Annotated in this window: 24 protein-coding genes, 1 tRNA gene and 2 pseudogenes; 12 read left to right on the top strand and 15 right to left on the bottom strand. The window is 47.0% G+C overall.

From position 1 onward, the window contains the following. Positions 1-6: 6 nt before the first annotated feature. From ACN0UY_RS02315 to ACN0UY_RS02305, 3 genes are read left to right on the top strand one after another with little or no spacing between them, the layout of a single operon-like run. Positions 7-354: a DsrE family protein gene (locus ACN0UY_RS02315; protein ID WP_417665191.1), complete on the top strand. Its 348-nt coding sequence runs from the start codon at positions 7-9 to the stop codon at positions 352-354. Between the two features lie 9 nt (positions 355-363). After that, a complete protein-coding gene (locus tag ACN0UY_RS02310) occupies positions 364-684 on the top strand; it encodes a hypothetical protein (RefSeq protein WP_417665190.1) in 321 nt (106 codons plus the stop codon). Then, positions 677-1,006, top strand: coding sequence for a TusE/DsrC/DsvC family sulfur relay protein (locus ACN0UY_RS02305; RefSeq protein ID WP_417665189.1), 330 nt, complete (start codon positions 677-679; stop codon positions 1,004-1,006). Before ACN0UY_RS02310 ends, ACN0UY_RS02305 begins: the two co-directional genes overlap by 8 nt. A gap of 25 nt (positions 1,007-1,031) precedes the next feature. Here ACN0UY_RS02305 and serS read toward each other — a convergent pair whose 3' ends face one another. The 7 genes and pseudogenes from serS to lrp form a co-directional block, all read right to left on the bottom strand. Then, positions 1,032-2,330, bottom strand: a complete 1,299-nt coding sequence (gene serS, locus ACN0UY_RS02300; protein ID WP_417665188.1) for a serine--tRNA ligase — start codon at positions 2,328-2,330, stop codon at positions 1,032-1,034. 21 nt (positions 2,331-2,351) lie between these two features. Continuing rightward, complete coding sequence (gene crcB / locus ACN0UY_RS02295) at positions 2,352-2,717, bottom strand: fluoride efflux transporter CrcB (protein WP_128351497.1); 366 nt, start codon at positions 2,715-2,717, stop codon at positions 2,352-2,354. Then, positions 2,710-4,050, bottom strand: a complete 1,341-nt coding sequence (locus tag ACN0UY_RS02290; protein WP_417665187.1) for a replication-associated recombination protein A — start codon at positions 4,048-4,050, stop codon at positions 2,710-2,712. The genes crcB and ACN0UY_RS02290 overlap by 8 nt, the downstream gene beginning before the upstream one ends. Beyond that, positions 4,037-4,681: an outer membrane lipoprotein chaperone LolA gene (gene lolA / locus ACN0UY_RS02285; protein ID WP_417665186.1), complete on the bottom strand. Its 645-nt coding sequence runs from the start codon at positions 4,679-4,681 to the stop codon at positions 4,037-4,039. Before lolA ends, ACN0UY_RS02290 begins: the two co-directional genes overlap by 14 nt. Before the next feature lie 24 nt (positions 4,682-4,705). Beyond that, positions 4,706-6,199 (bottom strand): annotated as a pseudogene (locus tag ACN0UY_RS02280) (DNA translocase FtsK); the annotation flags it as partial. Between the two features lie 438 nt (positions 6,200-6,637). Continuing rightward, positions 6,638-7,105 (bottom strand): annotated as a pseudogene (locus ACN0UY_RS02275) (DNA translocase FtsK 4TM domain-containing protein); the annotation flags it as partial. A 139-nt stretch (positions 7,106-7,244) separates the two neighbouring features. Further along, complete coding sequence (lrp, locus tag ACN0UY_RS02270; RefSeq protein WP_417665185.1) at positions 7,245-7,736, bottom strand: leucine-responsive transcriptional regulator Lrp; 492 nt, start codon at positions 7,734-7,736, stop codon at positions 7,245-7,247. Between the two features lie 167 nt (positions 7,737-7,903). Between lrp and ald the strand changes: the two genes are divergently transcribed. From ald to infA, 4 genes are all read left to right on the top strand, one after another. Beyond that, on the top strand, positions 7,904-9,031 hold the full coding sequence (ald, locus tag ACN0UY_RS02265) for an alanine dehydrogenase (protein ID WP_339880158.1): 1,128 nt from the start codon (positions 7,904-7,906) through the stop codon (positions 9,029-9,031). A gap of 157 nt (positions 9,032-9,188) precedes the next feature. Beyond that, complete coding sequence (gene trxB / locus ACN0UY_RS02260; RefSeq protein WP_417665184.1) at positions 9,189-10,148, top strand: thioredoxin-disulfide reductase; 960 nt, start codon at positions 9,189-9,191, stop codon at positions 10,146-10,148. 23 nt (positions 10,149-10,171) lie between these two features. Then, positions 10,172-10,870 carry a leucyl/phenylalanyl-tRNA--protein transferase gene (aat, locus tag ACN0UY_RS02255; RefSeq protein ID WP_417665183.1) on the top strand — a complete coding sequence of 233 codons (699 nt, stop codon included), beginning with the start codon at positions 10,172-10,174 and terminating at the stop codon, positions 10,868-10,870. A gap of 143 nt (positions 10,871-11,013) precedes the next feature. Beyond that, positions 11,014-11,232, top strand: a complete 219-nt coding sequence (gene infA, locus ACN0UY_RS02250; RefSeq protein ID WP_008489926.1) for a translation initiation factor IF-1 — start codon at positions 11,014-11,016, stop codon at positions 11,230-11,232. A gap of 20 nt (positions 11,233-11,252) precedes the next feature. Here infA and clpA read toward each other — a convergent pair whose 3' ends face one another. Together clpA and clpS are read right to left on the bottom strand one after the other, a co-directional pair. Beyond that, positions 11,253-13,526 (bottom strand): ATP-dependent Clp protease ATP-binding subunit ClpA, encoded by a 2,274-nt coding sequence (gene clpA, locus ACN0UY_RS02245; protein WP_417665182.1) that lies wholly within the window; start codon positions 13,524-13,526, stop codon positions 11,253-11,255. Between the two features lie 40 nt (positions 13,527-13,566). Next, the gene (gene clpS, locus ACN0UY_RS02240; RefSeq protein ID WP_128351488.1) at positions 13,567-13,875 is read right to left on the bottom strand and encodes an ATP-dependent Clp protease adapter ClpS; all 309 of its coding nucleotides are present in this window, start codon (positions 13,873-13,875) and stop codon (positions 13,567-13,569) included. A 262-nt stretch (positions 13,876-14,137) separates the two neighbouring features. Between clpS and cspD the strand changes: the two genes are divergently transcribed. Beyond that, a complete protein-coding gene (gene cspD, locus ACN0UY_RS02235; protein ID WP_092854897.1) occupies positions 14,138-14,353 on the top strand; it encodes a cold shock domain-containing protein CspD in 216 nt (71 codons plus the stop codon). Between the two features lie 65 nt (positions 14,354-14,418). Here the strand turns inward: cspD and yejK are convergent, their stop codons facing one another. Further along, positions 14,419-15,462 (bottom strand): nucleoid-associated protein YejK, encoded by a 1,044-nt coding sequence (gene yejK, locus ACN0UY_RS02230; RefSeq protein WP_417665181.1) that lies wholly within the window; start codon positions 15,460-15,462, stop codon positions 14,419-14,421. Positions 15,463-15,515: 53 nt separating this feature from the next. Between yejK and ACN0UY_RS02225 the strand changes: the two genes are divergently transcribed. The 3 genes from ACN0UY_RS02225 to ACN0UY_RS02215 all read left to right on the top strand — a co-directional run bounded on the left by ACN0UY_RS02225 (position 15,516) and on the right by ACN0UY_RS02215 (position 17,532). After that, positions 15,516-15,755 (top strand): DUF1414 domain-containing protein, encoded by a 240-nt coding sequence (locus ACN0UY_RS02225; protein ID WP_417665180.1) that lies wholly within the window; start codon positions 15,516-15,518, stop codon positions 15,753-15,755. A 15-nt stretch (positions 15,756-15,770) separates the two neighbouring features. Beyond that, entirely contained in the window at positions 15,771-17,378 is a 1,608-nt protein-coding gene (locus ACN0UY_RS02220) for a DUF3413 domain-containing protein (RefSeq protein WP_417665179.1), read from the top strand. A gap of 77 nt (positions 17,379-17,455) precedes the next feature. After that, positions 17,456-17,532: transfer RNA gene (locus tag ACN0UY_RS02215), tRNA-Pro, on the top strand. A gap of 69 nt (positions 17,533-17,601) precedes the next feature. On the opposite strand, the gene ACN0UY_RS02210 is transcribed toward ACN0UY_RS02215, so the two are convergent. The 5 genes from ACN0UY_RS02210 to ACN0UY_RS02190 form a co-directional block, all read right to left on the bottom strand. Continuing rightward, complete coding sequence (locus ACN0UY_RS02210; RefSeq protein WP_417665178.1) at positions 17,602-19,494, bottom strand: diguanylate cyclase domain-containing protein; 1,893 nt, start codon at positions 19,492-19,494, stop codon at positions 17,602-17,604. Positions 19,495-19,654: 160 nt separating this feature from the next. Further along, entirely contained in the window at positions 19,655-21,052 is a 1,398-nt protein-coding gene (locus ACN0UY_RS02205) for a GTPase/DUF3482 domain-containing protein (protein ID WP_417665177.1), read from the bottom strand. Further along, positions 21,040-22,353, bottom strand: a complete 1,314-nt coding sequence (locus ACN0UY_RS02200) for a DUF2868 domain-containing protein (protein ID WP_417665176.1) — start codon at positions 22,351-22,353, stop codon at positions 21,040-21,042. Before ACN0UY_RS02200 ends, ACN0UY_RS02205 begins: the two co-directional genes overlap by 13 nt. A gap of 116 nt (positions 22,354-22,469) precedes the next feature. Then, positions 22,470-22,703, bottom strand: coding sequence for a hypothetical protein (locus ACN0UY_RS02195; protein ID WP_417665175.1), 234 nt, complete (start codon positions 22,701-22,703; stop codon positions 22,470-22,472). 183 nt (positions 22,704-22,886) lie between these two features. Then, a complete protein-coding gene (locus ACN0UY_RS02190) occupies positions 22,887-24,713 on the bottom strand; it encodes an ABC transporter ATP-binding protein (RefSeq protein WP_417665174.1) in 1,827 nt (608 codons plus the stop codon). Positions 24,714-24,839: 126 nt separating this feature from the next. On the opposite strand from ACN0UY_RS02190, the gene ACN0UY_RS02185 reads away from it, so the two are divergent. Beyond that, positions 24,840-26,525 (top strand): carbon starvation protein A, encoded by a 1,686-nt coding sequence (locus tag ACN0UY_RS02185; RefSeq protein ID WP_417665173.1) that lies wholly within the window; start codon positions 24,840-24,842, stop codon positions 26,523-26,525. Positions 26,526-26,536: the final 11 nt, after the last annotated feature.

The raw sequence follows: 26,536 nt of genomic DNA, 5'->3' as shown, positions 1-26,536 counted from the left end.
ATCATCATGACACTCGCTGTAATTCAAACCCAGCCAAGTGATAGCCAAACAGCCTGGCATGGTCAGGATATGTTGTTGGCCCTTGCCAGCATGGACTTGAACCCCCAACTGATACTTACCGGTCGTGGCATAGATTTGTGGCTGCATAACGGTGACACACTACAAAACAATCGTTCATTGCATAAACGTTACGCCATGTTGGAGTTATTTGATTGCCCTGCGCCATGGGTTCATGAAGAAGAACTGGCAGCGCGCGGCTTGTCAGAAAGTGACTTTATAGCTGCTATCAAGGTACTTGACGCCGATAGCTGGCAGGCGAAACTTTCACAACTAACCAAAGTACTTACCTACTGAGCGCCTATTATGATTGATTTTTCTTTACCTGATACTCAGCCGGCGCCTGTGATGCTTGTGAGAAGTTGGCCTAATCAAGCGTGGCTACAACGTTGGCTATTGCCAAACACCATTTTAATTTTAAGTGAACAAGCGTTGTTGGATGTTGTTGAAAGGCCTGAGCTGGTTGAACAACTGCCAGTTACTCCCTATGCCCTGCATGCAGAATTGAAGTTACTCGATATCGAGGAATTACCTGCTACTATCATTCAACTCGGCGCTGCGCGCTGGGTTGAAATGACGCTTGAGGCCACTAGCTACATAGTTTGGGATGAAACCAGCGATGTTTAAGTTTAATGGGCGGGAATATGAAACCGACAAGCACGAATATCTGGCTAATTTCGATGAGTGGTCACCGGAGCTTGCGGAGTATATTGCGAGCTTGGAGAGCATAGAGCTAACAGCAGCGCATTGGGAAGTGGTGAATTTTGTTCGAGAGTTCTACCAAACTTACGATACCAGCCCTGCCATGCGGGTATTAGTAAAAGCCATCGGTAAAAGCTTGGGGCCAGACAAAGCCAACAGCATTTATTTATACAAATTATTCCCTAAAGGCCCAGCCAAGCAAGCGACACGTATAGCGGGCCTGCCCAAGCCCGCTAAATGCATTTAAACAGCCTCGAAAGCTAGCAGCGACATTATTTCGCTGCAATTCGAGTAACGCCACCCATATATGGCTGCAAAGCCTTAGGTACAGTTACAGAGCCATCTTCTTGTTGATTGTTTTCCAGTAACGCAACCAGAGTACGGCCAACTGCTAAACCGGAACCGTTCAAGGTGTGCATGAGTTCTGGTTTGTTCGCACCTTTACGACGGAAGCGTGCTTGCATGCGACGCGCTTGGAAGTCCTGCATATTCGAGCAAGAGCTGATTTCCCGATATTTTTCTTGAGTGGGTAACCACACTTCCAAATCATAGGTTTTCGCAGCACCAAAGCCCATATCACCAGTACATAGCAGCACTTTTCGGTAAGGTAGCTCCAATAACTGCAATACTTTTTCGGCGTGCCCAGTCAGCTGTTCCAAAGCGTCCATTGATTCTTCCGGTTTCACCAGCCACACCAGTTCCACTTTATCGAACTGATGCTGACGAATTAAACCACGGGTATCACGGCCGTGTGAACCGGCTTCACTACGAAAACATGGGGTATGCGCCGCATACTGCAATGGCAGCTGGTCTTCATCAGCAATTTCGTCACGCCACAGATTGGTTAATGGCACTTCTGCTGTGGGAATTAACGACAGCGCTACCTGATTTTCAGTTGCGCCCTGAACATGAAATAGGTCTTCACCGAATTTAGGTAACTGCCCTGTACCGAATAACGTGTCATGATTCACCAAATAAGGCACATAGGTTTCTTGATATCCATGTTCCGTGGTGTGTAAATCAAGCATAAATTGGGTTAACGCACGGTGTAGGCGCGCTATTTGCCCTTGTAAAACAACAAAGCGCGCACCCGCCAACTTAGAACCTAATTCAAAATTCATACCGTCATTGATTGCACTTGCCACATCCACATGGTCGCTCGGCGCGAAATCAAAACGGCGTGGCTCGCCCCAACGGCTAACTTCCTGATTATGGTCCTCATTTGGCCCCAATGGCACCGACGGATCAGGTAAATTAGGCACGCCAGCAATAATTTGCTGCAGTGCATCCTGCACAGTCGCTAACTCTGCTTTTGCTGCATCGAGTTGGGCGCCCAAATCATCAACGGCGGCCAATAACGGTGCGATATCTTCGCCTTTAGCCTTCGCTTGACCAATCGATTTCGAACGGGAATTGCGTTCAGCCTGCAAGGTTTCAGTGCGAACTTGCAAGTCTTTGCGCTGCTGCTCTAAGGTTTCTAAGCGTGATACATCCAATTCAAAACCACGTGTGGTCTTGAGGCGTTCTGCCGTTTCAGCGAGTTCACTACGAAATAACTTAGCGTCTAACATGAGTTTCCCAATCGATTAAATTTATGACTTCAGCCACAGCGCCAACAGCACCGCAGCAATACATCCAAAAGCGTTTAAGCAAGCATAGAGCAATGCTTTTATGTAATCCCCTTGCTGTGCGAGCAATACTACGTCCAGCGAAAAGGTTGAAAAGGTTGTGAATGCGCCTAAAACACCAACACCTAAAAAGAGCCAGAGTTGTTGGTTTGGCTCTGCTTGTTGGTATTGCGTAGCAAATAGCAAAGCCAACAAAAATGAGCCCGTTATGTTAACGATTAGCGTCGCGAAAGGAAATATTTTGCTGAGATTAATTAACCACATTCCCATGCCGTAACGTGCCATGGCGCCAATCGCTCCACCTGTAGCAACCCAAAATAAGTTAGTCATCTTCGCCGCGCTGCCAATCGCTATTTTGGTGTTGTTGCTGCATCCACTTTAATTTTTCGTGCAATTGCTTTTCTAACCCGCGCTCAGTTGGAGCATAGAGCTGCGTATCGGCAATCGCACTTGGTAAATAGCGCTCACCCGCCACAAAAGCGCCGGGATAATCGTGTGCATAGCGATAGTCCTTACCATAACCATCCGCTTTATGCAGTGCGGTTGGGGCATTGGTTAAGTGTTTCGGCACGGGTAAATCTGGATAATCTTCTGCGAGGCGTTTCGCTTGATTAAACGCTTGATAAACTGCGTTGCTTTTGGGCGCCATTGCACAAAATATAATCGCCTGCGCAATCGCGCGCTCGCCTTCGGCCGGCCCTACCCGCGTGAATGTGTCCCATGCATTGAGAGCCAGTTGCATGGCTCTCGGGTCGGCATTGCCGATATCTTCCGAGGCAATAGCGAGTACGCGACGCGCTACAATCAGCGGATCTCCGCCACCGTGCAGAATGCGCGCATACCAATACAAGGCGCCATCGGGTGACGAGCCACGCACTGACTTATGCAACGCCGACAGCAGTTCGTAATAAGCATCGCCCTGCTTATCAAACAGCGCCTGCCGTGAACCAACCGCTTCTTGTGTTAGCTCTAATGAAATCACGCTATCGGTGGCAGCATCCGCACAAATTTCTAAAAAGTTTAAAACACGCCGGGCATCACCGGCCGCTGCATGAATCAAAAAATCTCGCGCGTTATCACTCAGCTGTAACGGGCGTTTGCCCAGCCCTCGTTTTTGATCAGTTAACGCTTGCGATAAAACCTGCTCAATCTCGGTATCAGCAAGTAACTGCAAGCGATAAACGCGGGTACGGGACAACAAAGCGTTATTCAGCTCAAACGCTGGGTTTTCTGTGGTTGCGCCGACAAAAATGATGGTGCCGTTTTCAATATGCGGAAGAAACGCATCCTGCTGACTTTTATTAAACCGATGTACCTCATCAACAAACAGCACAGTACGTTGCTGGTGGCTTGATGCACGCTGCTTTGCGGCTTCTATAGCCGCACGAATATCTTTTACACCTGCTGTTACAGCACTAATTCTATCCAGTACCGCAGCACCACTCATGGCCACCAGTTCTGCTAAGGTTGTTTTCCCAGTTCCTGGCGGCCCCCAAAGAATCATCGAATGCAAAAGCCCCCGGCTAATCGCTTCATAGAGCGGTTTACCAGGGGCCAGAATATGTTGCTGCCCGATGTATTCGTTTAATGCTGTCGGCCGCATGCGGGCAGCCAACGGCCTAAAATCAGGCTCCAGCTCAAATTCGCCGTTAGCGTTGGTCATCCAGATCAATCCCTTCCGGCATATCAAATTTAAAGAGTTTACCGTCAAGTGCCTTGTTGAGATGCACTTGCTCTAGCTCAATTGTACTGATTTGGCCTTGCCCATCATCAAGAATAATACGCTGTAGCTGAGCCGGTGCGCCCTGTTCGGCAAACACCAACTGTAAACTTTGTGCGCTTGCGGCACCTGCGTTGGGTTGTAATGAAAAGCTGTTGGCTTCGCTTTTCACGTTGTAATCGCGCCAAGCTTGGCTATCACCATCGAGTAGCAACAGTAATGGGCTTTGCGCCACAGCATCCGACTGGCTGTATACCGTAACTTGTTCCACAAATGGATTGTAATACCAGAGGTTTTGGCCATCAGCGACCATCAATGTTTCGTCGGGCGCGTCAGTTTGCCAATATAGTAAGTTCGGGCGAGCAATTGCCATGCGTCCGTGCAACTGTTGCACCAACTCACCATTCACATCGGTAACCTGTTGACTAAAATCAGCCTCTAATGTGGTTAAACCTTCTAAGCGCTGCAATAGCGCTTGGCGATCGGCTTCACTGGCTTCAGCCGGGAGCCATGTTGCGGTAACGAGCGTTGTTACAGTAACGCCAACAGCTACTAATAATTTCAATGCGTTCATGTTGTGTATTCCATTTACTTCAAATTAATCGCGCGGTGGACGCGGCGCGAGCACTTCGCGTTGACCGTTATTACCGGCACTACTAACGACACCACTGGCTTCCATTTGTTCCACAATGCGCGCGGCACGGTTGTAACCAATTCTAAATTTGCGTTGTACACTGGACACTGAAACACGACGTGCTTCGGTAATAAAGGCGACCGCCTCGTCGTACAATGGATCGCTTTCTTCGTCGCCCAAGTCGAGTTGTTCGCCGGGTAGCAGGCTGTCTTCATCCACACCGCCTTTGAGAATTTCTTCTAAGTAATTCGGCTTACCACGTTTCTTCCAGTCTGCTACCACCGCATGCACTTCGTGATCATCAACAAAAGCACCGTGCACACGCGTGGGCACACCGCTTCCCGGTGGTAAATACAACATATCACCCTGCCCTAACAACTGGTCAGCGCCCGGTTGATCCAAAATGGTGCGTGAATCAATTTTGGATTGCACCTGAAACGCGATACGCGTTGGAATGTTGGCCTTGATTAACCCGGTAATCACGTCAACAGACGGTCGCTGCGTGGCTAGAATCAAATGAATGCCAGCTGCCCGAGCCTTTTGTGCAATCCGTGCTATGAGTTCTTCTACTTTTTTGCCGACAATCATCATCATGTCCGCAAACTCGTCGATAACAACCACAATACTTGGCAGCTTCTCTAAGTACGGTGGCAACTCATCCATTGAATCACCGGGTTTCCAGATTGGATCGCGCAGCGGCTCACCGGCTTCTTTCGCGTCCATAACTTTCTGGTTGTAGCCTTTGAGGTTACGAACCCCAAGCGCAGACATGAGTTTATAGCGCCGTTCCATTTCGCCAACACACCAACGCAATGCATTGGCAGCATCTTTCATGTCGGTGACTACTTCGGTTAATAGATGCGGAATGCCCTCATAAACAGACAGCTCAAGCATCTTAGGGTCAATCATAATAAGGCGAACGTCTTCAGGTGAGCTCTTATAAAGTAAGCTCAGAATCATCACGTTCACGCCCACTGATTTACCTGAACCTGTGGTACCCGCCACCAGCAAGTGCGGCATTTTAGCTAAATCGACCACTACCGGTGCACCAGAAATACCTTTACCCAATACCATTGTTAGCGGTGACTGGCTTTGCTGGAATACATCACAGGCAATGACCTCACTGAAAAACACGGTTTCACGGGATTTATTTGGCAGCTCAAGGCCCACGTACGACTTACCTGGAATAACTTCAACCACGCGTACCGAGATTGCACTCAGCGAACGCGCGATGTCTTTGTCTAAGTTCGAAATCTTAGAAACCTTTACACCCGGCGCTAAATCAAGTTCAAAACGCGTAATAACCGGGCCTGGCTGAACGTTGGCAACCTTCACTTCAACGCCAAAATCTTGCAAGACGGCCTCAACGGTTTCACTGATTTGCGCAAGTTCTTCTGGTGTCAGCGGATTACCTGTTTTATTGGGTCGATCTAGCAGTTCAATTGACGGTAATGGGTCAACCGATAATTTGATCGGCCCATCAGTATCTTCGTCGTCATCATGGTTAACATCAGCGCTAGGTGCTTTAGCCGCAGTTGCTTTTGGTGCAAAGCGCGCTTCATCTTTGTTCTTGGCCTTTGGCGCAGGCGCATCGTCGATAAAGATTTCTGGGTCATCATCGTCCAGTGCATTAATAGATAAATCTAAATCCAACTCGGGCTCTTGCCGAATGGTGGTCGCTGGTAAAGTTTTCTGGCTAGGTGACAGTGCTGCTGGCTTCTGCGCTTTGATATCTGGCGAGTGTGTTCGTTCGCGCGAGCTGTTGTAAGACTTAATGCGACTTGCCAAACGTTTGGTTAGTTGAATCAGGCCTAGCGTGCCGGCAATGGTTATTTCGCCAAGTTTATCAGCTAGCCAAATCCAGGAAATACCGGTAACTAGGGTTAACCCAGTACACAAAAACGTCAGTAATAATAAAGTTGTTCCAATAACATTAAAGTAAGGCAGCAACGACGTGCTAATGACATCGCCAACCACGCCACCCGCAGAGAATGAATAGATGTCATTGAAATTTAGCGAGGCCAGCGCCGAACTGCCAACCAAAGTGAGTACCAAGCCAATTAGACGCAGCCCCACCGCTAAATAATCTAGCTCCAGTAATCTATGCGGCTGGCGAAACATCATGTAACCGAGCGCGGCGAGACCAAAAGGGATTAAGTATGCAACAAAACCAAACGCAAACAACAACGCGTCAGCAAACCACGCGCCAATTGAGCCCGCAGCGTTATGAATGGTGCCTTCGTAGGCCGTTTGCGACCAACTTGGGTCGGCTGGATTAAAACTAGCCAGCGCTAAAAATAGAAAAATTGCAAACGCGCCACATAGAATCAGGCCAACTTCGAGTACCCGTTGGACTCCACTCATGCGCTTCTCCAGCTTGGTGATTGAATGACCATATGGTTGCGTATTCCCTAATGTTCTGATGTTGCGATAGTTGTTTTTGTTAGTACCCAGCATTGTAACGTGGTTAGCAGGGTTATTCAGCTATTTATACCACCTTTTCTTAACCTTTAATGAGAACCTTATTATCATCTTTTACCTCTTCCATCACCACATAGGTGCGCGACTCGTTCACGCCCGGCATGGTTAGAATTGTTTCGCCCAGCAGCTTACGATAGGCCGGCATGTCCGGTACCCGCGCTTTAATGAGAAAGTCGAAGTCACCTGCCACTAAGTGGCACTCGAGAATTGCCGGTGTGCGGCGCACTGCCTCACCAAATTCGGCAAATGCATCCGATGAAGTTCGGGTTAATGTGATTTCAACAAACACCATCAAATTTGCACCGAGTTTGGCAGGATTAATTCGTGCATGGTAACTATCAATCACCCCTTCACGCTCGAGCTTACGTACACGTTCGTTGCACGCTGTAGGGCTTAAGCCGACGCGTTGCGCCAGATTAACGTTACTGATACGTCCGTCGTCCTGCAAAATCCGTAAGATCTTCCGGTCTATCCTGTCAATAGTTATTTCTACGGGTTCTTCAGCATTAAACATTGGTTTTCTCTATTGTGAGGCGCTATAACCTATTTATAGACTATAAATAGATATAAAAAAAGTACGAAACACACCTAGCTTATCATCTATAATTGCCGCCGTTAACTTATCGTGTCTTGCTGACTCGATATCATTGATTACCACAAGTAAATTGGAGAAGCACAACCATGCTGATTGGTGTACCTAAAGAAATTAAAAACCACGAGTATCGCATCGGCCTAACCCCTGCCGCGGTTCGCGAATACGTTGCACACGGTCACCAAGTCATGATTGAACAAAATGGCGGCCTTTCAATCGGCTTCACCAATGAAGATTATGAGCAAGCTGGCGCAACCATCATTGCTGACGCTAAAGAAATTTTCGCCAAGGCGGAAATGATCATCAAGGTAAAAGAGCCGCAGCCACATGAGTGTGAGCAATTGCGCGAAGGTCAAATTCTTTATACTTACCTGCATTTAGCACCAGATCCAGTGCAAACCGAGTTACTCGCTAAAGCTGGCGTAACCGCAATTGCTTATGAAACGGTAACTGATCGTAACGGTGGCTTACCACTCTTAGCACCAATGAGCGAAGTTGCCGGCCGTATGTCCATTCAAGCGGGCGCGCATCATTTGGAAAAAGCCAATGGCGGCAGCGGTACCTTGCTTGGTGGTGTACCCGGTGTTGCACCAGCTAAAGTTTTAGTGATTGGCGGCGGTGTTGTAGGTACTCAAGCAGCTAAAATGGCTGTGGGTATGGGCGCTGACGTGACAATTTTAGACCGCTCACTGCCGCGTTTGCGTCAATTGGATGACATTTTTGCGGGCCGCGTAAAAACCATCTACTCCACCGTTGATGCAATTGATGTGTTCTCGCGTGAAGCTGACTTGGTTATCGGTGCCGTACTGATTCCAGGTGCAGCAGCGCCAAAATTGCTGACTCGTGAACATTTGCAAAACATGAAGCCTGGTTCTGTTGTGGTTGACGTAGCTATCGACCAAGGCGGTTGTTTTGAAACCTCAAAAGCAACCACCCATCAAGATCCAACCTACGTTGTTGAAGATGTTATTCACTACTGTGTAGCAAACATGCCAGGTGGTGTTGCACGTACCTCCACCATTGCGCTTAATAACGCCACGTTGCCATTTGGTCTTGCGTTAGCGAACAAAGGCTTAAAAGCGATGGCAGATGACCCGCACCTATTAAACGGCTTGAACATGCATAAAGGTAAAATTACCTATAAAGCAATTCATGACGATTTAGGCGCGCAGCTTGGGCTTGACTATATTGACCCAATGCAAGCCATCAAAGCCTAATCTGCTTACGCAATCGTAAGCCGGATTGATTTATTGACAAGACCCGTGGAGGATTTCCTCTACGGGTCTCTTGTTTCAAGGGCTTGTAATCCATACAATCACCCCCATAGTCAATCTAAGCTAGCGTAAAAATAAAGAACAACGGAGTATTACACTTATGGCTGAAGCCAAACATTGCCGTCTGCTCATCTTGGGTTCAGGTCCGGCCGGATATACCGCAGCCGTTTATGCTGCGCGCGCTAACCTTAATCCTGTCATGGTGACCGGTATGCAACAGGGCGGTCAATTGACCACCACCACTGACGTTGAAAATTGGCCCGGTGATCCTGAAGGTTTAACCGGCCCTGACTTGATGGTGCGCATGCAAAAGCATGCTGAAAAATTTAATACCGAGATGATTTTTGATCATATCAATCGCGTTGATTTTTCTGTTAAACCGTTGAAGCTTTTTGGTGATTCTGGTGAATACACGGCTGATTCCGTGATTATTGCAACCGGAGCGTCGGCAAAATATTTAGGTTTGGATTCAGAAGAAGCATTTATGGGCCGCGGTGTTTCAGCGTGCGCAACCTGCGATGGCTTTTTCTATCGCAATCAGAAAGTAGCAGTTGTCGGTGGCGGTAATACCGCTGTTGAAGAAGCCCTTTATCTTGCCAATATTGCCAGCGAGGTTCACGTCATTCACCGTCGCGATACATTCCGTGCTGAAAAGATTTTGGTTGATCGTTTGCACGACAAAGCGAAAAACGGCAACGTCACTTTGCATTTAAATAAAACACTCGACGAAGTGCTCGGCGATGATGCTGGAGTAACCGGCATTCGTATTAAAGACACCCAAGATGGGGCCTTATCAGAACTTGATGTTATGGGCTGTTTCATTGCAATTGGGCATCAGCCGAATACGGGTATTTTCGCAGACCAGCTTGAAATGCAAGACGGTTATATTGTGGTTAGCTCGGGGTTACACGGTAATGCCACGGCAACCAGTGTGCCTGGTGTATTCGCTGCGGGCGATGTTATGGATCACATTTACCGTCAGGCGATCACATCAGCAGGTACAGGCTGTATGGCCGCGCTCGATGCCGAACGCTATCTTGATGGTTTAACCAAGGCGTAATCTAACGCGCCCTAGGAGCTCTGGTGCTGTTCGAACTGAATCCGGATTCGGTAAAGTTTCCATCACCAGAGCTTGCTCTTGCTGAACCCAATGGGTTGCTCGCCTTTGGTGGCGATTTATCGGTAGCGCGTTTAGTTGAAGCCTACCAGCACGGCATTTTTCCTTGGTATGGCGATCAAGATCCCATTCTGTGGTGGAGCCCTAACCCACGCACCGTGATCACTTCGTCAAGTTTACATGTAAGCCGTTCAATGCAGCGGTTTTTAAAACGCACCCCTTTCACCGTTACTCTTAATAATGCCTTTAAACAGGTGATTCATGCGTGCGCGAAAGTGCATGACGACGCTGGACGCGGCATCTGGATTCATCCTGAAATGATGCAAGCTTATATCAACCTCCACCATCACAAGCGCGCACACTCGGTAGAGGTTTGGTCTGGCAATGACTTGGTCGGCGGGCTCTATGGAGTAGCCGCAGGCAACGTTTTCTGTGCTGAAAGCATGTTTCATACCCAAACAAACGCCAGTAAAACCGCACTTATTTGTTTTGCTAGGCACTTTTTTACCGCCGGCGGTGCACTTATCGATGCGCAAATTAGCAATTCACATACGGTACGCATGGGCGCACATGATTTACCGCGCACCGAGTATTTACGGTGTTTGCAGCAGCAAGAAGGCGCTTTGCGTAAGAATTTGTGGACACCAACAACGCTAAAAGCCTGACGAAAGGCGATAAGCAGTGGCAATTCCATGCAAAAACGGCTAAAATTCTGGCCACTTTTAGCGCGATGCATCCCTTTGATGTGTCGGGCACACTATAAATTTGCGAATTATTCGCACAATCAGAAAATTTATCGAGGACTTGAATGGCAAAAGAAGACAGCATTGAAATGCAAGGCACGGTTTTAGATACCCTGCCAAACACAATGTTTCGCGTTGAACTAGAAAACGGCCACGTGGTGACCGCTCATATTTCTGGCAAAATGCGCAAGCACTATATTCGCATTTTAACTGGTGACACTGTAACTGTGCAGCTCACCCCATACGACCTGACGAAAGGTCGAATCGTCTTCCGCGCGCGCTAATTTAGAACTAAGTTCGCGGTTCAACCAGTTGTTGAACCGCGAACTTCTCTCTCTTCCACTTCCAGCGCCAACTCATCATTTACGACGCTTACGTTCACGGAACCGCCTTGAGCTAACTTGCCAAATAATATTTCGTTGGCGAGTGGTTTTTTCAGGTGTTCTTGAATAACCCGTGCCATTGGACGTGCGCCCATGGTTTTGTCATAGCCTTTAGCCGCCAACCAACTAATTGCTGCCGGTTCAAGCTCCAGTGAAACATGCTTTTTATCCAGTTGCGCTTGCAGTTCACAGATGAATTTATCAACTACCTGCTCTATCACATTTTGATTTAAGTGATTAAACCAAACAATGCTGTCTAAACGATTGCGAAACTCCGGTGAGAAGGTTCGATTAATTTCAACCATAGCGTCAGGCGCATGATCTTGTTGCTGGAATCCAATCGACTGCCGTACCGTTTCCTGCACACCCGCGTTGGTGGTCATTACTAGTATCACATTACGGAAATCGGCTTTACGACCATTGTTATCCGTTAATGTGCCATGATCCATAACCTGCAGCAGAATGTTATAGATATCGCTATGCGCTTTTTCGATCTCATCCAACAGCAACACGCAATGCGGGTTTTTGATAATGGCCTCGGTGAGTAAACCACCTTGCTCAAACCCAACGTACCCGGGTGGTGCACCTATCAGGCGGCTTACCGCATGTCGCTCCATGTATTCAGACATGTCGAAACGCTGAAACTCAATACCAAGAGCTTTCGCTAACTGTTGTGTGATCTCGGTTTTACCAACACCTGTTGGGCCTGCAAATAAAAACGAACCAATTGGCTTATGCTCTTGGCTTAATCCTGAACGCGACAAGCGGATTGCAGCAGTCAGTTGATCGATTGCTTGATCTTGACCAAACACCACCAGTTTCAAGTTACGATCTAAGTTCTTGAGTATTTGCTGATCACTGCGCGACACCGACTGCTCAGGGATACGTGCAATTTTAGCAATGATTGTTTCAATGTCCTGAACACCAATGGTTTTCTTACGCTTTGACGGTGGCAGCAAACGCTGACTCGCGCCCGCTTCGTCTAGCACATCAATGGCTTTGTCCGGCAAATGGCGCTCGTTAATGTAGCGCGCAGACAGCTCAGCCGCAGCACGAATAGCTGGTTGCGTGTAGCGAATGCCATGGTGAGCTTCGTAGCGGTCTTTTAAGCCTTGCAAAATTCGTGTGGTGTCATCAACCGATGGCTCAGCCACATCAACTTTTTGAAAGCGCCGAACAAGTGCTCTATCTTTCTCAAAAATATTTTTAAACTCGGTATACGTGGTGGAGCCAATACATTTCAAATCGCCATTGCTTAACAATGGTTTAAGCAGATTTGATGCATCCAGCACCCCACCACTGGCCGCACCTGCGCCAATAATGGTGTGAATTTCATCAATAAACAAAATACCGTCAGGTTGCTCTGACAATTCCTTTAGCAGTTGCTTAAATCGTTTCTCAAAATCACCCCGGTATTTAGTACCGGCCAGCAATCCACCCATGTCTAATGAATAAATGATTGCGTTTGCCATAACTTCGGGCACTTCGTTATGAACAATTCGATAGGCTAAACCTTCAGCAATAGCAGTTTTACCCACGCCCGCTTCACCAACTAATAACGGATTATTTTTCCGCCGACGGCATAATATTTGAATGCAGCGTTCCAATTCACTGTCACGGCCAATTAACGGGTCAATTCGGCCTTCTCGTGCGCGTGCATTTAAATTGGTACAAAAGCGCTTTAAGAAGCTTTGCTGTTCTTCGGTTTGCGACTCTATCGTTTCCGCGTCGCTGCTGTCTGGCTGTGACGACTCATCATCAATTTTGGTCAACCCGTGCGAAAGGTAATGCACCACGTCTAACCGCGTGATGTCGTGCTTATTTAATAAGTAAACCGCATGCGACTCTTGTTCACCGAAAATGGCAACCAGCACATTGGCGCCGGTTACCTCACTGTTGCCAGACGATTGCACATGAAATACCGCGCGCTGCAATACCCGCTGAAAACCTAACGTCGGCTGTGTATCGGTATCAGCGCTTTCATCATCAAAACTTGGGGTACTGCGATCAACGTAGCTCAACAGTTCCTGTTTTAATTGCGTAAATTCAAGCCCACATGCGCGCAGCGCTTTTGCCGCCTCAGGGTTATCCAGTAAAGCTAATAGGAGATGCTCGACAGTCATTAACTCGTGACGGTGATCACGAGCCAGACGGAACGCATCGTTCAATGTTATTTCTAGCGCTTTATTTAACATGAGCTACCTCTTAAATGGCCCAGTTTACAGCTGCAAAGCATTAGGCTTTTTCCATAGAACATAACAATGGATGGTCATGTTCCCTTGCATACTGGTTCACTTGCACAACTTTGGTCTCTGCAACTTCGGCAGAATAGACGCCACAAATAGCGCGCCCCTTGTAATGAATCATTAGCATCGTATCCGTCGCGCGTTCTTGATCCATCCGAAAAAACTTAATCAACACTTCAATGACAAAATCCATTGGCGTGTAGTCATCGTTGTTTAAAATCACCTTGTACATTGGCGGCGGCTGTAGCTTTTGCTTTTCAGCAACACGTTCACTGCCCTGTTGGTGACGATCTGTCATGCCCATGATGACCCTTTACTTATATATAGTAGTTATTTAAATATTTGGCTTAAAAATTTGTGAGTTCTGTGAAAAAGCCTTCAAAAAAACTGCAATTTGGTCACAAAACACACAAAAAACGCCTTGACTCTCACCAGAACTCACCTAGAGTAAAACATGGTGTTAACAAGGCGACATTTCAAGTGTTTAAGCACTCTCGTTTTCGTTAGCAACCATTCTAACAATAACTAAATTTTAAATGCAGAATAAAGGACGTAGAAGTATGGCAACCGGTAAAGTGAAATGGTTCAATAACTCGAAGGGTTTTGGCTTTATCGAGGCAGAAGATCGCGAAGGTGATATTTTTGCACATTACTCAACCATTGATATGGAAGGCTATCGCACATTGAAAGCTGGACAAGATGTTGAGTTTCAACTCGAGGAAGGCCCAAAAGGTCTTCATGCAACCAACATTATTCCGGTGCAAGGTAGTAAATAAACCTCCCTCCGCACCAAATAAAAACGCCGATTATACTCTAGGGTACAGTCGGCGTTTTTTGTTTATTAGCTATCGATACCAAAATAGCGACGTAATTGTTCACGCAAGTTTGGCGGCGTACCATGCACTGTGAGTTTGTCGGTATGCGGGTCATACTCGACGCGACTGCCTAGCAACTCCTGATCAAACCCCAGACTAAGCCCACCGCCCTGGCCTTGAAACTTCACTAATTTACGTAATGTGGTTCTATCGGTACGAATTTCTTCGGGTAACGGTTGTGCTTGCGCGGCACTAAAATCAGCGAAGCTGCGCTCTGCAGGAACCGCTTCATGCAACTGCTCAGATAAATCTTTAACGCGCACCGGCTCATTGTTTTGCCATGAGTTGTCACAGATGTCATACACCGATTTACGCAATGCTGTAGCTTGCTCAGTGGGCATTTCCGCTTCTTTAACGTACTGATGAAGGCTATCCACCAACTGCTGTGATTGCTTCTTGGCATTCAGGCCTTCAGCACAACCAAGAAAATCAAGGAAGAAGTCAGAAACTTTGCGTCCAACACGCCCCTTTATAAATGAAATATACGTCGCCGAATCAGGCTCTTCTTTCCATTCGGTCAAATTAATTGTGGCCGCCAACTGCACTTTGCTGATGTCCAGCTGAGAGGAACGATCGACCGATAAGTCGGGTGCAATAGAAACCCCGTCTTTACTCGGCAAAAATGCAACTACCAGGTAATCTTGACCAAGTTCGGTATAGCTCGCAATTACCAAAAAACCATCTTCTAAAATACCGTAATGCTGCAATTGCTGATGCAATATCTTCGCTGCTTGCTGCGAAAATGCGACGAACTCTTCGCTGCCAGAGCGCCAAGCCTGCAAACAGTTGGGAAACTCACTGATTTGATGGCTTTCCGCATCGTCATTTTGCGGATCAATAAAACGCGCATACCCTTTACTTGGCTTCGCGTTGTAAACATCGGTTAGCTCGCTAAGCAGTAGCCCAACCTCATCGTTAATCGCCAGCGTCGCGGGCGCAACGCGCAGTCCAATCTGCCCATCGTTGGTGTAGAATTGATGAATAATGCTATGTTTCACATCAGCTTGCATGTTATCTCGGTGTCCTCTGTCAATCCCTGTGGTACTATGACGGCTAGTTTAACATGTTGAGAATTAAAACCATGCCGATTGTTTCTAAATACGATGCGAAAACCCAGCAGCAGCTACTTGACGAAGTTATGGACGTATTGAATCAACACAATGCGCCAAAAGATTTAGCCTTAATGACCCTCGGTAACGCGGTGACCAATATCATCAGCGCAAACTACCAACCGGAAGAAGCTTACAAGGTTGCTGAACAATTTGGTAAAGTGCTGCTACAATCGATGGAAAAACAAGCATAAAGGTTCATACAACGCATGAAACAACGTAAGCAACGCCGCGACAAAATTGCCCGTTTAATCAGTTGGGGACACTGGTTTACGTTTTTTAATATCCTGCTTGTACTGGCCATAGGCACATTATACATTGAAGCAACTGAAGCTCCCGGTAGTGCATTAGGTGTTATCTACTTAATGCTGAACTGGATTGGCCACTTCGCGTTTCTACCTTTTATTGTTTTTATTATCCTGATTTTCCCATTCTGCCTGATGGTGCCATTTTCACGCATACTTCGCGGTATTGCCACGTTGGTCGCTTCGTTTGGGTTAATTGCGCTGGTGGCAGATGCTTTGTTTTATCGCCAATACGGGTATCATTTAAATACGTACTCGCTGTCACAACTCGCCACTGACGCCGAAACAGCGTTTGCAGGCGCAAGCTTCTTGATTCTAATCGGCATGCTTTTGATATTTGTGGTGTTGCTGATCTTTGAATTGGGTTTAGCCAATATCGCTTGGAAGCGTCTTGACCGGTTGCAGGAGAAGCATTGGGGCAATGCCTTCAGCGCAGTGTTTGTGTTGTGCTTTCTAGCCAGCCATAGCATTCATGTTTGGGCTGATGCGGTGTTCTATACCCCTATCACCAAGCAAGATGACATGTTTCCATTGAGCTACCCAACCACAGCTAAAACCTTAATGAGTAAGCATGGTTTGCTGGTTGAGCAACGGCTTGAAGCCACTGAAAGTCTCATTCGCACGGGCACCTCAATTGATCTGATGTATCCAACCCGTGCGTTACAATGTGCGCGCGTATCAGAAGCGCCGGACACGCTTCTGGTAGCCCTAAACAAGTTGGACACGAATACGCTACAGGCGTTACAAACAGAATTTCCTGCGCTACGTAAGTATGCATCCACGGTAATTGGGCACCCGAATAGTCAAAGTGCCTTGTTTGAATTGATTTACGCACTGCCTGATTTGTACCAACAGCCTATTAATGAAGCGGATAAGCAACCCGTTTATTTCTCAACATTACGTGATTATCGTGTTGAGTTTACCCTTCATAATTACTCAGAAAATCAGCTAATGCCGGCGCCTATGGCAGAATTCGATGCATTTAACTTGCCCGAACCCGCCGCCTTTATCGGCTTAGCTGTTGACGACGCTTTAAGCGACGATGTGACTCGCGTTATTCGTCGCCAACTGCAGCAAGGTAGCCAAGTAATCGTGGTTGGTTTACAACCAAGCATGTCCGTACAGAAAGAAAACTTTTCCAGTAACGCCATGCAAGTCACTTTGCTGCATACTGAAAATTTAGCACTGCAGGAGCAACCTTTGGTGCTGCTCACTGACATCATGCCAACGGTATTAAGCGACTACATGAATTGCGTTGATGATGCCGATGCCTATTCAATTGGTATTAACTTGACCGAAGAGCAACGCCGTATGCCCGTTATGACCAGCTTTGGTCATGATTTGGTGGTTTATGACGAACAAATGACGTCAATTATTAAAGCGGACGCAAGCATTCGTACCTTTGACAACGCCGAATTAAAGTTACTTCCGGGCGTATCACCAGCCACTCCGGTATTGGTTGATGGCATTCGAAAACTAAAACGTTTTAGTTATGATAAAAGCAACGAGTAAAACTGCACAATAAAGCAACAGTCAGTGCAACGTGGGCTTGCCTATTTGGCATTAATCAGTAATATAGCGGGCTCGGTCGGCGTGTGGCGCAGCTTGGTAGCGCACTGTCATGGGGTGTCAGGGGTCGGAGGTTCAAATCCTCTCACGCCGACCAACTTATACAAAAAAGGGCTTGATACATGGTATCGAGCCCTTTTTATATCCGCACTGTAATTTCCACGAACTATTCCGCTAGGCAGTATCGGTTTCGGCCACCCTGCTTTGCTTTGTACATGGCTTCATCGGCGAGTTTTAATAGGCGTTGTGCGTTTTTGCCGTGCTGAGGAAATATCGCTATTCCCATAGAACCCCCAACGTGAATGTTGAGTTCGCCAATTCGAAATGGCTCTTGTACCGCCTTGATAATATCGCCTGCGATACGCTCAATATCAGCTTGCTGCTGAACATGTTCGATAACAATAACAAATTCATCGCCTCCAAGCCGCCCAACGATATCTGCCGCACGAAGTTGTTCACTAATACGTGGCCCTATAGCTTGCAGCAACGCGTCGCCAACAGCGTGACCATGGGTATCATTTACGGGCTTAAACTTATCAAGATCAAGAAATAGCACAGCAAATTGCTGCCTTGAGACGGTGATGCGTGCAATGGCATCATCAATATGTTGTAAAATGGCGAAACGGTTTGGTAAATGCGTTAGTAAGTCAGTCAGTGCAAGTTTCCGTAAGCGTTCATGGTCATGCATTTCAACAGATATATCGTTGAATATATGAATAAGCTGCAGCGCGTTACCGTCACTATTTCGCACCGGTGATATGGTTTGTAAAGCCGGAAAGCTGTCGCCTTTAGGCTTCTTGTACCAAACCTCGCCCTGCCAGCTGTCATGCTTTTTAACGTGTTTGCGTACTTCATTTTGAGTGGCTCGCGTCATCCGCTCTTTATCTGCGAATAATAATAAGTTTTTGTCGCGCACTAACCCAGGCTCAATTTCAAATAAATCCGCAAATGCTTGATTAGCCCTGAGAATGACTAAGTCTTGATCGGTAATAACAATAGCTTCCTTAGCTTTCTCGAATACTGTGTTGGCTAAGCGCAGCTTGTGATTTGTTTCACGCAATTGCTTATGTTGCGATAGCTGCGCCCGAATAATCGGTTGCAAGTGCCGGCGCAGTAATAACGTACCCAGCATCACAGTCAGTAAGATAACCGCCGCTATCCAAATGAACTCGGATAAAAGTGCCTTAAACATACTCGGGTTTGTACTCACCGCAACCAGTCCCCAGTCTGAATCCACAAACGGAATAAAAAAGTGCTGCCGCTTGGTGTCGTCATCTAGAGTTTCACTATAGGTAAACGGTGCCGATCCATAGGCCACGATGTTAAATAGTTCACCTCTGCTAAACGCTTTTTGTGTAAGTCGACCACTACGCTGGTCAAATTCGATATAGACGTTTTCGCGCGTATTAACTAAGCGAAATTCAGTGGTTTGCCCCGAGTTATTTAGTTCAGCAATAATATTTAGAATTTCAATGTTGCTAAATAGTAGAACATCGACACCAATCACCCTGCGATTGGTGTCATAAATAGGCGCGGCCGCTGTAATTAATATTTTGACATCGGCTGGGTTATTGCCGTAGCTCAAATAATACAGCCCCTGCCGGCTCAGCTGGTCGGTATCTATTGCATCAATTGACTCGATAATACCAGCAGAGGGTCCTTCATAAGCGGCAATAACAGTTCCATTAGACTGAATACGGTACCCAACAATCAATTCTGGAATAAAAACAGCCGCATCTTTAATACGGTTTGTGGTTTCATGACGTAGAAGTTCAGATGACACATCACCTTGCGTGTAGGATTCAAATAAGTTTCGAATTTGCGTGCGACTGGCAAATTGATTGGCAATAGCTTGATAATGTTGCAGTTGTTGTTGCACAGACAATGCTTGTGCCGATGCATAAGCTAAGCCCATATTATTGGCTGATTGCTTGATGTAAAACGACAGCGGGATAAGCGTGGCAACACTGGCAATCACGCCGGTAACAAAAGTTGCGAGCACGACGCGTCGAATCAGCGTTTTATACTTATCTGAAATATTCGTAGCAGAGTCTTTCACCGAGTTTCCTTTTGGTGTTTAAGAGAGTTACTACTCTTTACTCTTCTATATTTTAGTTCAGTGTCAGTATAGCTAATGATCAACGCGTTCGAAGACAACTAAAGCGAGGTAATGCGGCTACCTAAACTTAGGCACATCGTTTAGTTTAGTTTAGTTTAGTTTAACTTTGACTCCAAAAACCACGACAGAGCTCAGTGACATCGCTTACACAAGCCTGCCGCTGAGCGTCTCGCACGAAACTACGCTGGTTCAAACTCGACCACTGTGGATTGCGACGTGCCAATTTTAATCGGGTCGATAATGCGCGTAGAAATTGTTCGCGCAGCTTTGACGACTGGGTAACCATTAACAGCGCTTGCGAACCATGGCCGCGGGTTGCCAGCTGTTGCAATAGGTTCATCTGTCGCAAGGTAAGCAGTTTGAGAATTTCATCGTCAACAATGAGTTCGCGTTCACCTTTTAAATGGCCAACGAGTTTTTTCCCATAGTGCGTCCAACCCTGCCAAGCGCCACCAATAGCGGCACCTATGGCTGTTCCGGCACCTAAACTTGCACCACCAACCATTAAGTCAATGCCAGCACCTATGGCAGCGCCACTGCCTAGGCCCACACCAGCTTTAATGCCAAACTCTTTCAATGTGTCTATTTCAAATAAATCGTCTTTCCACTGGCCGTCATTTAGTCGCAGTTGTTGCAGGCGCACGTGTTCAAGTCGAAACGCATAGAGCGCCAGCATTTCAGTTACGCAATTGCGCTCCCGCCGTTTCACTAAGCTTTGCATGGATTCAATAATCGGCTTCAGTTGCGCGTCATCAGTGTTTGGTTTTACCTGCTCATGAAAAGCTGCAACATCAACTAAAAGCTCAGCTATTTGCGTTAATCCAGTGTCTAAACGTTGCTGGCGTTGCAGTTCGCGATAATCCGCAAGCTGCTCAAGTTGCTGGTGAAAGCCCGGTACAATAGCGCTTAAACGGTTGAATAAAATCGATTCGCCACCGTCTGGCGGGCTTACCGCGTCAAATTCAATGTGAGCGTGCAAGTTTACTTTGGTCAGTGCCAGCTTCCATTGGTTAACATGATTCGGTTTTTGCCCAGTAAAATTTAGAATCGGTAAAATAGGTTTACCACAACGTGCTAGCACGCTTAACTCATCTTGGTACTTCGGTAAAACAGGGTCGCGCACATCAATAACATAAAGTGCCGCATGACATTTTAATAACTGACGCAACACTTTAGATTCTTGCTCAAACTCATGCCCAGCGGCCATTGTATTCAAAAAGTGGCGAACCTGAGCTGGGCCATCGTGACGGAAGTTTGACTCGCTTTGTACCAAGTGTTCGTACAAATCAGAGCCAGCTTCCAATCCTGGCGTGTCAAACAAACGAATTAGGGTGTGCCCATCAGCCTCAACGTCGATGCTGGTAACTTCACGGGTCGTGCTGGGGCGCGAATCAACTTCACCAAACTGGCTGTCATGCAGCAAGGTGCGCATTAGCGATGTTTTACCCGTATTAGTGTGCCCAACAACGGCAAGCATGAGTGCGTTTATTGGTTCCATACAACGCCCTCCTCAGTTAGGCCATCTTGCCAATGTTTAATCCGCTGTTCATCCGCGCGTTCCGTAGTAACCAAGTGCGCATGCACATCGGTACAATACTGGCGCAGCAAGGCAATAAATCGCAGTGCCGCGCGATCTGGCGTCAATTGGCCATTCACGCGAACTGTTAACTTCGCAACCGGATGCTCGGAAAGCCGGTCAAGCAACCTTTGCTTTTCTTCCGTGCGCGCAATTACCCCACCAAACCAGGACTCAGCTTGATGCTGACGCAACCATTGTTGGTCCGCTTCGTGGTCAAGGCTGATAACCAGCTCACCGCGGCCAGGTTCTGGGGTACGCTGCTGTACATTGTACATACCGGAGACATCACTATCGGCATCCACCAGCTCAGTTGCCGCAGAAATAGTGAGTTTACGTATAATGGGCGCGTAACCAGGCAACGTCAGATCAATTTTCATACGCCGCACTCGTGCAAGTAACAGGATAATTGCGCCAAGCAAAAAAATCCCCCGCCACACAACACCATAAATAATCACGCAGCTTAACAACCAACGACCTGCCGAAAGTTGAGCAGAGGCCTCAGGGCTATCCCACAATGCCTTAACCGAAGGCGCATCAATGCCAAACATGGACGGTAGAAAGCCAATTATACTCACCCAAGTTTGCAAGGTATCCGCTGGCCAAATTGTCGTGGCCCATGTAAAAACATAAGCACTGGTGCTGAGGTGGAAAAACAACACGAACCAAACCATTAACATAAACAAGGTCCAGTAGCCGTGGGTTAGCGCTGCACCTGCTGGTTTGGTTAATCGATATTGGTTTGCAATAGTCAGCAAGGTGTTGTTGAACTGCTGGTTATAATCGCGCTGACCAATGTGTTCTAAACCCCACAATGAAATGCGCCCTACCCAACCAAAACTATCCTTGATAAACAAAGAAACACACCATAAGAAGAACAAGATCACGTGCAACCCCAATAACATCATTAGGGCGTAACTTAATGAAATGGGTTCAGCGACGGTTAAGGTGCCACGCACCAGTGCAACAGCACCAAGCACTGCCAGTAACGACAATACAATAGCTATAAGGCGGCGGAAGTGATCCCAAAGTCTGAGTTGATGGACTAATCCAAGTCGCGCGGCCAATAGTTCAGCGCGTTTAAATACTCGCTGTTCCATGGTTGGAAGCTGCCGCGCTTGCTGTTCTATCGCGTCGGCACGTTGAAAGCCATTTTGCAATTCATGACGACGGACAAGCTCCGCCATCCAAACTGAACGAAATCGAGAGAATAATTTAAGCATTGAACCGCTGTCTACTTAGCTAATGTGTGGTTTTATTAATTATTATAATGTGTTTATTTAACCTGAGAAGCAGCAGTAATACAACGGCTGATTAAGTCTCTTTGCGAACCAAGCGATCAAAGTTGCGTGCGCTGACGGCAACTGGCTTCAGACAAGTCATGGTTAACGCTGACATAGTGGTCTTCAGGACACACGAGTTTCTTGGTTCCCTTCTTCGAAGGGGAAATTTGCGTCAGCTTCACTGCCCAGTCTGAAAGATTCACCTCTGGCGTGATGTCAATCTGCTGGTCGCGATTATAATATTGGAACGCAACACCGGCAAAAATAAGAAGCAACAATAATCTGCGCATGGCTATTTCCACCTATTTACTGGGCTCAAATTTCCGAGTTTAAGGAACAGGCTCGAGCCTCGAGGCTATACAACGGACTAAACGTAGCACTGAGTTTAATTAATTCTCGCAGTTTGCACCGTAAATTTACCGTAAATTCCGTGTAAATAATTGTGATCAAGCCATTACCTGTCGAATTTCTGGCTACTCAGCCAGGAACCCTCCAGATTGACGCGCCCACAGTGACGCATACAAACCACCAGCTGCCAGCAACTCTTCATGAGTCCCCTGCTCTACTATGCGCCCCTCGTCCATCACCACCAATCGATCCATCGCTGCTATGGTTGATAACCGATGTGCGATGGCAATAACAGTTTTGCCTTCCATGAGCCGATACAGGTTTTCCTGAATTGCAGCCTCCACTTCGGAATCAAGTGCTGAAGTTGCTTCATCCAAGATCAAAATGGGAGCGTCTTTAAGCATCACTCGGGCAATTGCAATACGTTGGCGCTGCCCGCCAGAAAGCTTGACGCCTCGCTCACCAACATGCGCATCAAAACCATGACGGCCTTGCGAGTCTTCTAAATCAGCAATAAATAAATCAGCCTCGGCCTTGTGTGCCGCGTGGGCAATCATCCCTTCTGTCGCGTCTGGGCGGCCGTACGCTATGTTACCGCGCACTGAACGGTGCAATAGTGATGTGTCTTGTGTCACCATGCCAATGTGCTGGCGCAGGCTTTCTTGTGTAACGTTGGCAATGTCTTGGCCATCAATGGTAATTCGGCCGTCATTAACTTCATAAAAACGTAACAGTAGATTAACCAAAGTTGATTTACCGGCGCCCGAGCGCCCTACCAGACCTATTTTTTCGCCAGCACGAATATGCAAATCAAGTTCGCGCAATACCGGTTTGTCAGCGCTGTAATAAAAGTTAACGTGTTCAAACGCGATATGCCCTTCGCGAACAACAAGCGGCTTTGCGTCCGGTTTGTCTTGAATATCTTGCGGCACCGATACCGTCTTAATACCGTCTTGCACCGTACCAATATTTTCAAACAATGAAGAAATTTCCCACATGATCCACTGGCTCATGCCCCACAGTCGCAGCACCAAGCTAAGCGCCACAGCTATTGCGCCCACAGTGATCAAGCTTTCCACCCACAAATAAATGGCTAGAAAACCAACGCCAAACAACAGTGCTGAATTCAACAGATACAAACAGGTATAAAGCTTGGTCACCAAACGCATTTGGCGGTGTACGGTGCCAAGAAATTCACCCATGCCTTCTTTGGCGAATGTTAACTCACGCTGCGCGTGGGAGAATAACTTCACGGTTTGAATATTGGTGTAGCTGTCGACAATTCGCCCCGTCATGATTGAGCGCGCATCGGCTTGATCGGCTGCTACTTTGCCCAAACGCGGAACAAAATAACGCAGCAATACAACGTAAATTGCTAACCATGCCAACAACGGCATCGCTAAACGCCAATCAGCTGCACCGACAATAACCACAGTACCTATGAAGTAAACGGTCACGTAGTTCAAAACGTCAAATAGCTTGATGACACATTCGCGCACAGCCAGCGCAGTTTGCATAACTTTGGTGGCTATACGGCCAGCAAATTCGTCCTGATAAAAAGTGACCGACTGGTTCAGCAAATATTTATGCACCAACCAACGAATTCGCATTGGATAATTGCCAAGCAACGACTGATAGGTAATGAGCGAGTGCAAGATTACCAGCGTCGGCAAACCAACCAGCACCACCACCGCCATGCCGGTTAAACTCCAAAACTGTTCCTGTACAAACGTTTCACGATTCTGTTCAGCAAGCCAGTCGACGATGCTACCAATAAAACTAAATAGCCATACTTCAGTTACTGCAATTAACATCATCAAAGCGCCGGCAGACAGAATATAGGGCCAAGCACCACGGCTGTAATGCAAGCAAAAGGCCACTAATGTTTTAGGTGGCTGTTGCGGCGTGCCTTCCGGGAAAGACTCTAAACGTTGTTCAAACCAACGAAACATGAAACATCCTTAATTGCAGGTTAAACGTAAGAAGCTAGACTTTGGTCGTATGTCGGTCTTAACTGACATTGAAGTACCATTATGCAGTTATTGTTGTACCAATAATAAACTAAAAAGGGTAAAGCCATGAATGCAATTATGCTGATGTTACTCGGTTTAGGTGCGATGTTTTTAGGTTATGTATTCTATTCAAAATATATTGCTGAAAAAATATACAAACTTGACCCGAACTTTCGAACGCCTGCACACGAATTTGAAGACGGTGTAGATTTTGTTCCGACTAATAAATACGTACTCTGGGGTCATCATTTCACCTCTGTAGCCGGTGCTGCACCAATTATCGGCCCTGCCATTGCAGTCATTTGGGGTTGGGTTCCCGCCTTCTTGTGGGTTATTTTCGGTACAATCTTCTTTGCTGGAGTGCATGATGCCGGTGCTATTTGGGCATCAAACCGCAATAAAGCACGTTCTATCGGTGCGTTAACCGGTGACGTGGTCGGCAAGCGCTCACAAAGCTTATTCATGATTGTTATTTTCCTTGTGTTGCTGATGGTAAACGCAGTATTTGCTACCGCAATTTCTGGCTTACTCATTAACTTCCCGAGTTCTGTAGTACCCGTTTGGGGCGCTATTTTTGTCGCCTTAATTATCGGCCAGTTTATTTTCCGCAAATGGATGAACCTCGGCACAGTTTCAATTATCGGCGTGATTGCGCTGTACGCGCTCATATATGCAGGTCCATCGATGCCAATATCACTGCCAGAAACGGTTTTTGGCATTTCTGATAATGCGCAATGGATTTTGGTGTTGTTCTTTTATGCTGCAATTGCATCGTTACTTCCGGTATGGATGCTGCTCCAGCCGCGTGACTACATCAATGGCTTACAGCTATTTATCGGGTTGATTTTGGTTTACGGTGCCGTCTTATTAAGTGGGCCTGAACTTGTTGCTCCGGCGTTTAACACCAACACACCAGAAGGTACCCCGAGTTTAGTGCCTTTGCTATTTGTTACCATTGCGTGTGGCGCAATTTCCGGATTCCACGGGTTAGTCGCATCAGGAACCACCTCTAAACAGCTTGATAAAGAAACTGACGCACGTTTTGTTGGCTACTTTGGCGCTATCGGGGAAGGTTCTTTGTCATTAGCCACCATCATTGCCGCAACCGCTGGTTTCGCAACCCTTGCTGATTGGCAGGCGGTGTATCACAGCTTTGGACAAGGCGGTGTTGCAGCATTTGTGCAAGGTGGTGCCAACATTCTGCAAAACGGTATTGGTCTGGATGTCGATATAGCACAAACCTTGCTGACGGTAATGGCCGTCTTGTTTGCTGGAACAACCATGGACACCGGCCTGCGTTTACAGCGCTATATTTTCCAAGAATGGGGTAATATCTATAACATTCGCTGGATGGAAAAAGCGGCGCCCGCTACTCTTCTTGCCGTTGCGTCGTGCCTGCTATTGGCCTTTGGTGCTGGTGGCGCAGATGGTTCTGGCGGCCTACTGATTTGGCCACTGTTTGGCACCACCAATCAACTATTAGCTGGACTGACCTTACTGGTTATAACCACCATGCTAGTGAAGTTGGGTCGCCCAATGTACGTGACGTTATTACCATTGCTATTTTTATTGGTAATGACCATTTACGCGTTGTTAATTCAACTGATGGGCTTCTATCAAAAATCAGATTGGTTCTTGTTTAGCCTCGATTTAATTGTTCTGATTGCTGCAATTTGGATTGCACTAGAGGCTGCAAGCACACTCACGCGCTTGCGCCGTGAAAACAAAGCTAACGCTGTTGAAGAGCAATAAGGTAAATTTTG

Source organism: Pseudidiomarina sp. (genome assembly GCF_048268165.1).
GTDB lineage: Bacteria > Pseudomonadota > Gammaproteobacteria > Enterobacterales > Alteromonadaceae > Pseudidiomarina.
The sequence above is the reverse complement of the archived record's forward strand: the minus strand, read 5'-3'. Positions and strand labels throughout refer to the sequence as shown.

Bases quoted from the DNA above. Each gene is read 5' to 3' on its own strand.
- ACN0UY_RS02315 (WP_417665191.1), top strand. From the start codon at position 7: ATGACACTCGCTGTAATTCAAACCCAGCCAAGTGATAGCCAAACAGCC.
- ACN0UY_RS02310 (WP_417665190.1), top strand. From the start codon at position 364: ATGATTGATTTTTCTTTACCTGATACTCAGCCGGCGCCTGTGATGCTT.
- ACN0UY_RS02305 (WP_417665189.1), top strand. From the start codon at position 677: ATGTTTAAGTTTAATGGGCGGGAATATGAAACCGACAAGCACGAATAT.
- serS (WP_417665188.1), bottom strand. From the start codon at position 2,330: ATGTTAGACGCTAAGTTATTTCGTAGTGAACTCGCTGAAACGGCAGAA.
- crcB (WP_128351497.1), bottom strand. From the start codon at position 2,717: ATGACTAACTTATTTTGGGTTGCTACAGGTGGAGCGATTGGCGCCATG.
- ACN0UY_RS02290 (WP_417665187.1), bottom strand. From the start codon at position 4,050: ATGACCAACGCTAACGGCGAATTTGAGCTGGAGCCTGATTTTAGGCCG.
- lolA (WP_417665186.1), bottom strand. From the start codon at position 4,681: ATGAACGCATTGAAATTATTAGTAGCTGTTGGCGTTACTGTAACAACG.
- lrp (WP_417665185.1), bottom strand. From the start codon at position 7,736: ATGTTTAATGCTGAAGAACCCGTAGAAATAACTATTGACAGGATAGAC.
- ald (WP_339880158.1), top strand. From the start codon at position 7,904: ATGCTGATTGGTGTACCTAAAGAAATTAAAAACCACGAGTATCGCATC.
- trxB (WP_417665184.1), top strand. From the start codon at position 9,189: ATGGCTGAAGCCAAACATTGCCGTCTGCTCATCTTGGGTTCAGGTCCG.
- infA (WP_008489926.1), top strand. From the start codon at position 11,014: ATGGCAAAAGAAGACAGCATTGAAATGCAAGGCACGGTTTTAGATACC.
- clpA (WP_417665182.1), bottom strand. From the start codon at position 13,526: ATGTTAAATAAAGCGCTAGAAATAACATTGAACGATGCGTTCCGTCTG.
- clpS (WP_128351488.1), bottom strand. From the start codon at position 13,875: ATGACAGATCGTCACCAACAGGGCAGTGAACGTGTTGCTGAAAAGCAA.
- cspD (WP_092854897.1), top strand. From the start codon at position 14,138: ATGGCAACCGGTAAAGTGAAATGGTTCAATAACTCGAAGGGTTTTGGC.
- yejK (WP_417665181.1), bottom strand. From the start codon at position 15,462: ATGCAAGCTGATGTGAAACATAGCATTATTCATCAATTCTACACCAAC.
- ACN0UY_RS02225 (WP_417665180.1), top strand. From the start codon at position 15,516: ATGTTGAGAATTAAAACCATGCCGATTGTTTCTAAATACGATGCGAAA.
- ACN0UY_RS02220 (WP_417665179.1), top strand. From the start codon at position 15,771: ATGAAACAACGTAAGCAACGCCGCGACAAAATTGCCCGTTTAATCAGT.
- ACN0UY_RS02205 (WP_417665177.1), bottom strand. From the start codon at position 21,052: ATGGAACCAATAAACGCACTCATGCTTGCCGTTGTTGGGCACACTAAT.
- ACN0UY_RS02200 (WP_417665176.1), bottom strand. From the start codon at position 22,353: ATGCTTAAATTATTCTCTCGATTTCGTTCAGTTTGGATGGCGGAGCTT.
- ACN0UY_RS02195 (WP_417665175.1), bottom strand. From the start codon at position 22,703: ATGCGCAGATTATTGTTGCTTCTTATTTTTGCCGGTGTTGCGTTCCAA.
- ACN0UY_RS02190 (WP_417665174.1), bottom strand. From the start codon at position 24,713: ATGTTTCGTTGGTTTGAACAACGTTTAGAGTCTTTCCCGGAAGGCACG.
- ACN0UY_RS02185 (WP_417665173.1), top strand. From the start codon at position 24,840: ATGAATGCAATTATGCTGATGTTACTCGGTTTAGGTGCGATGTTTTTA.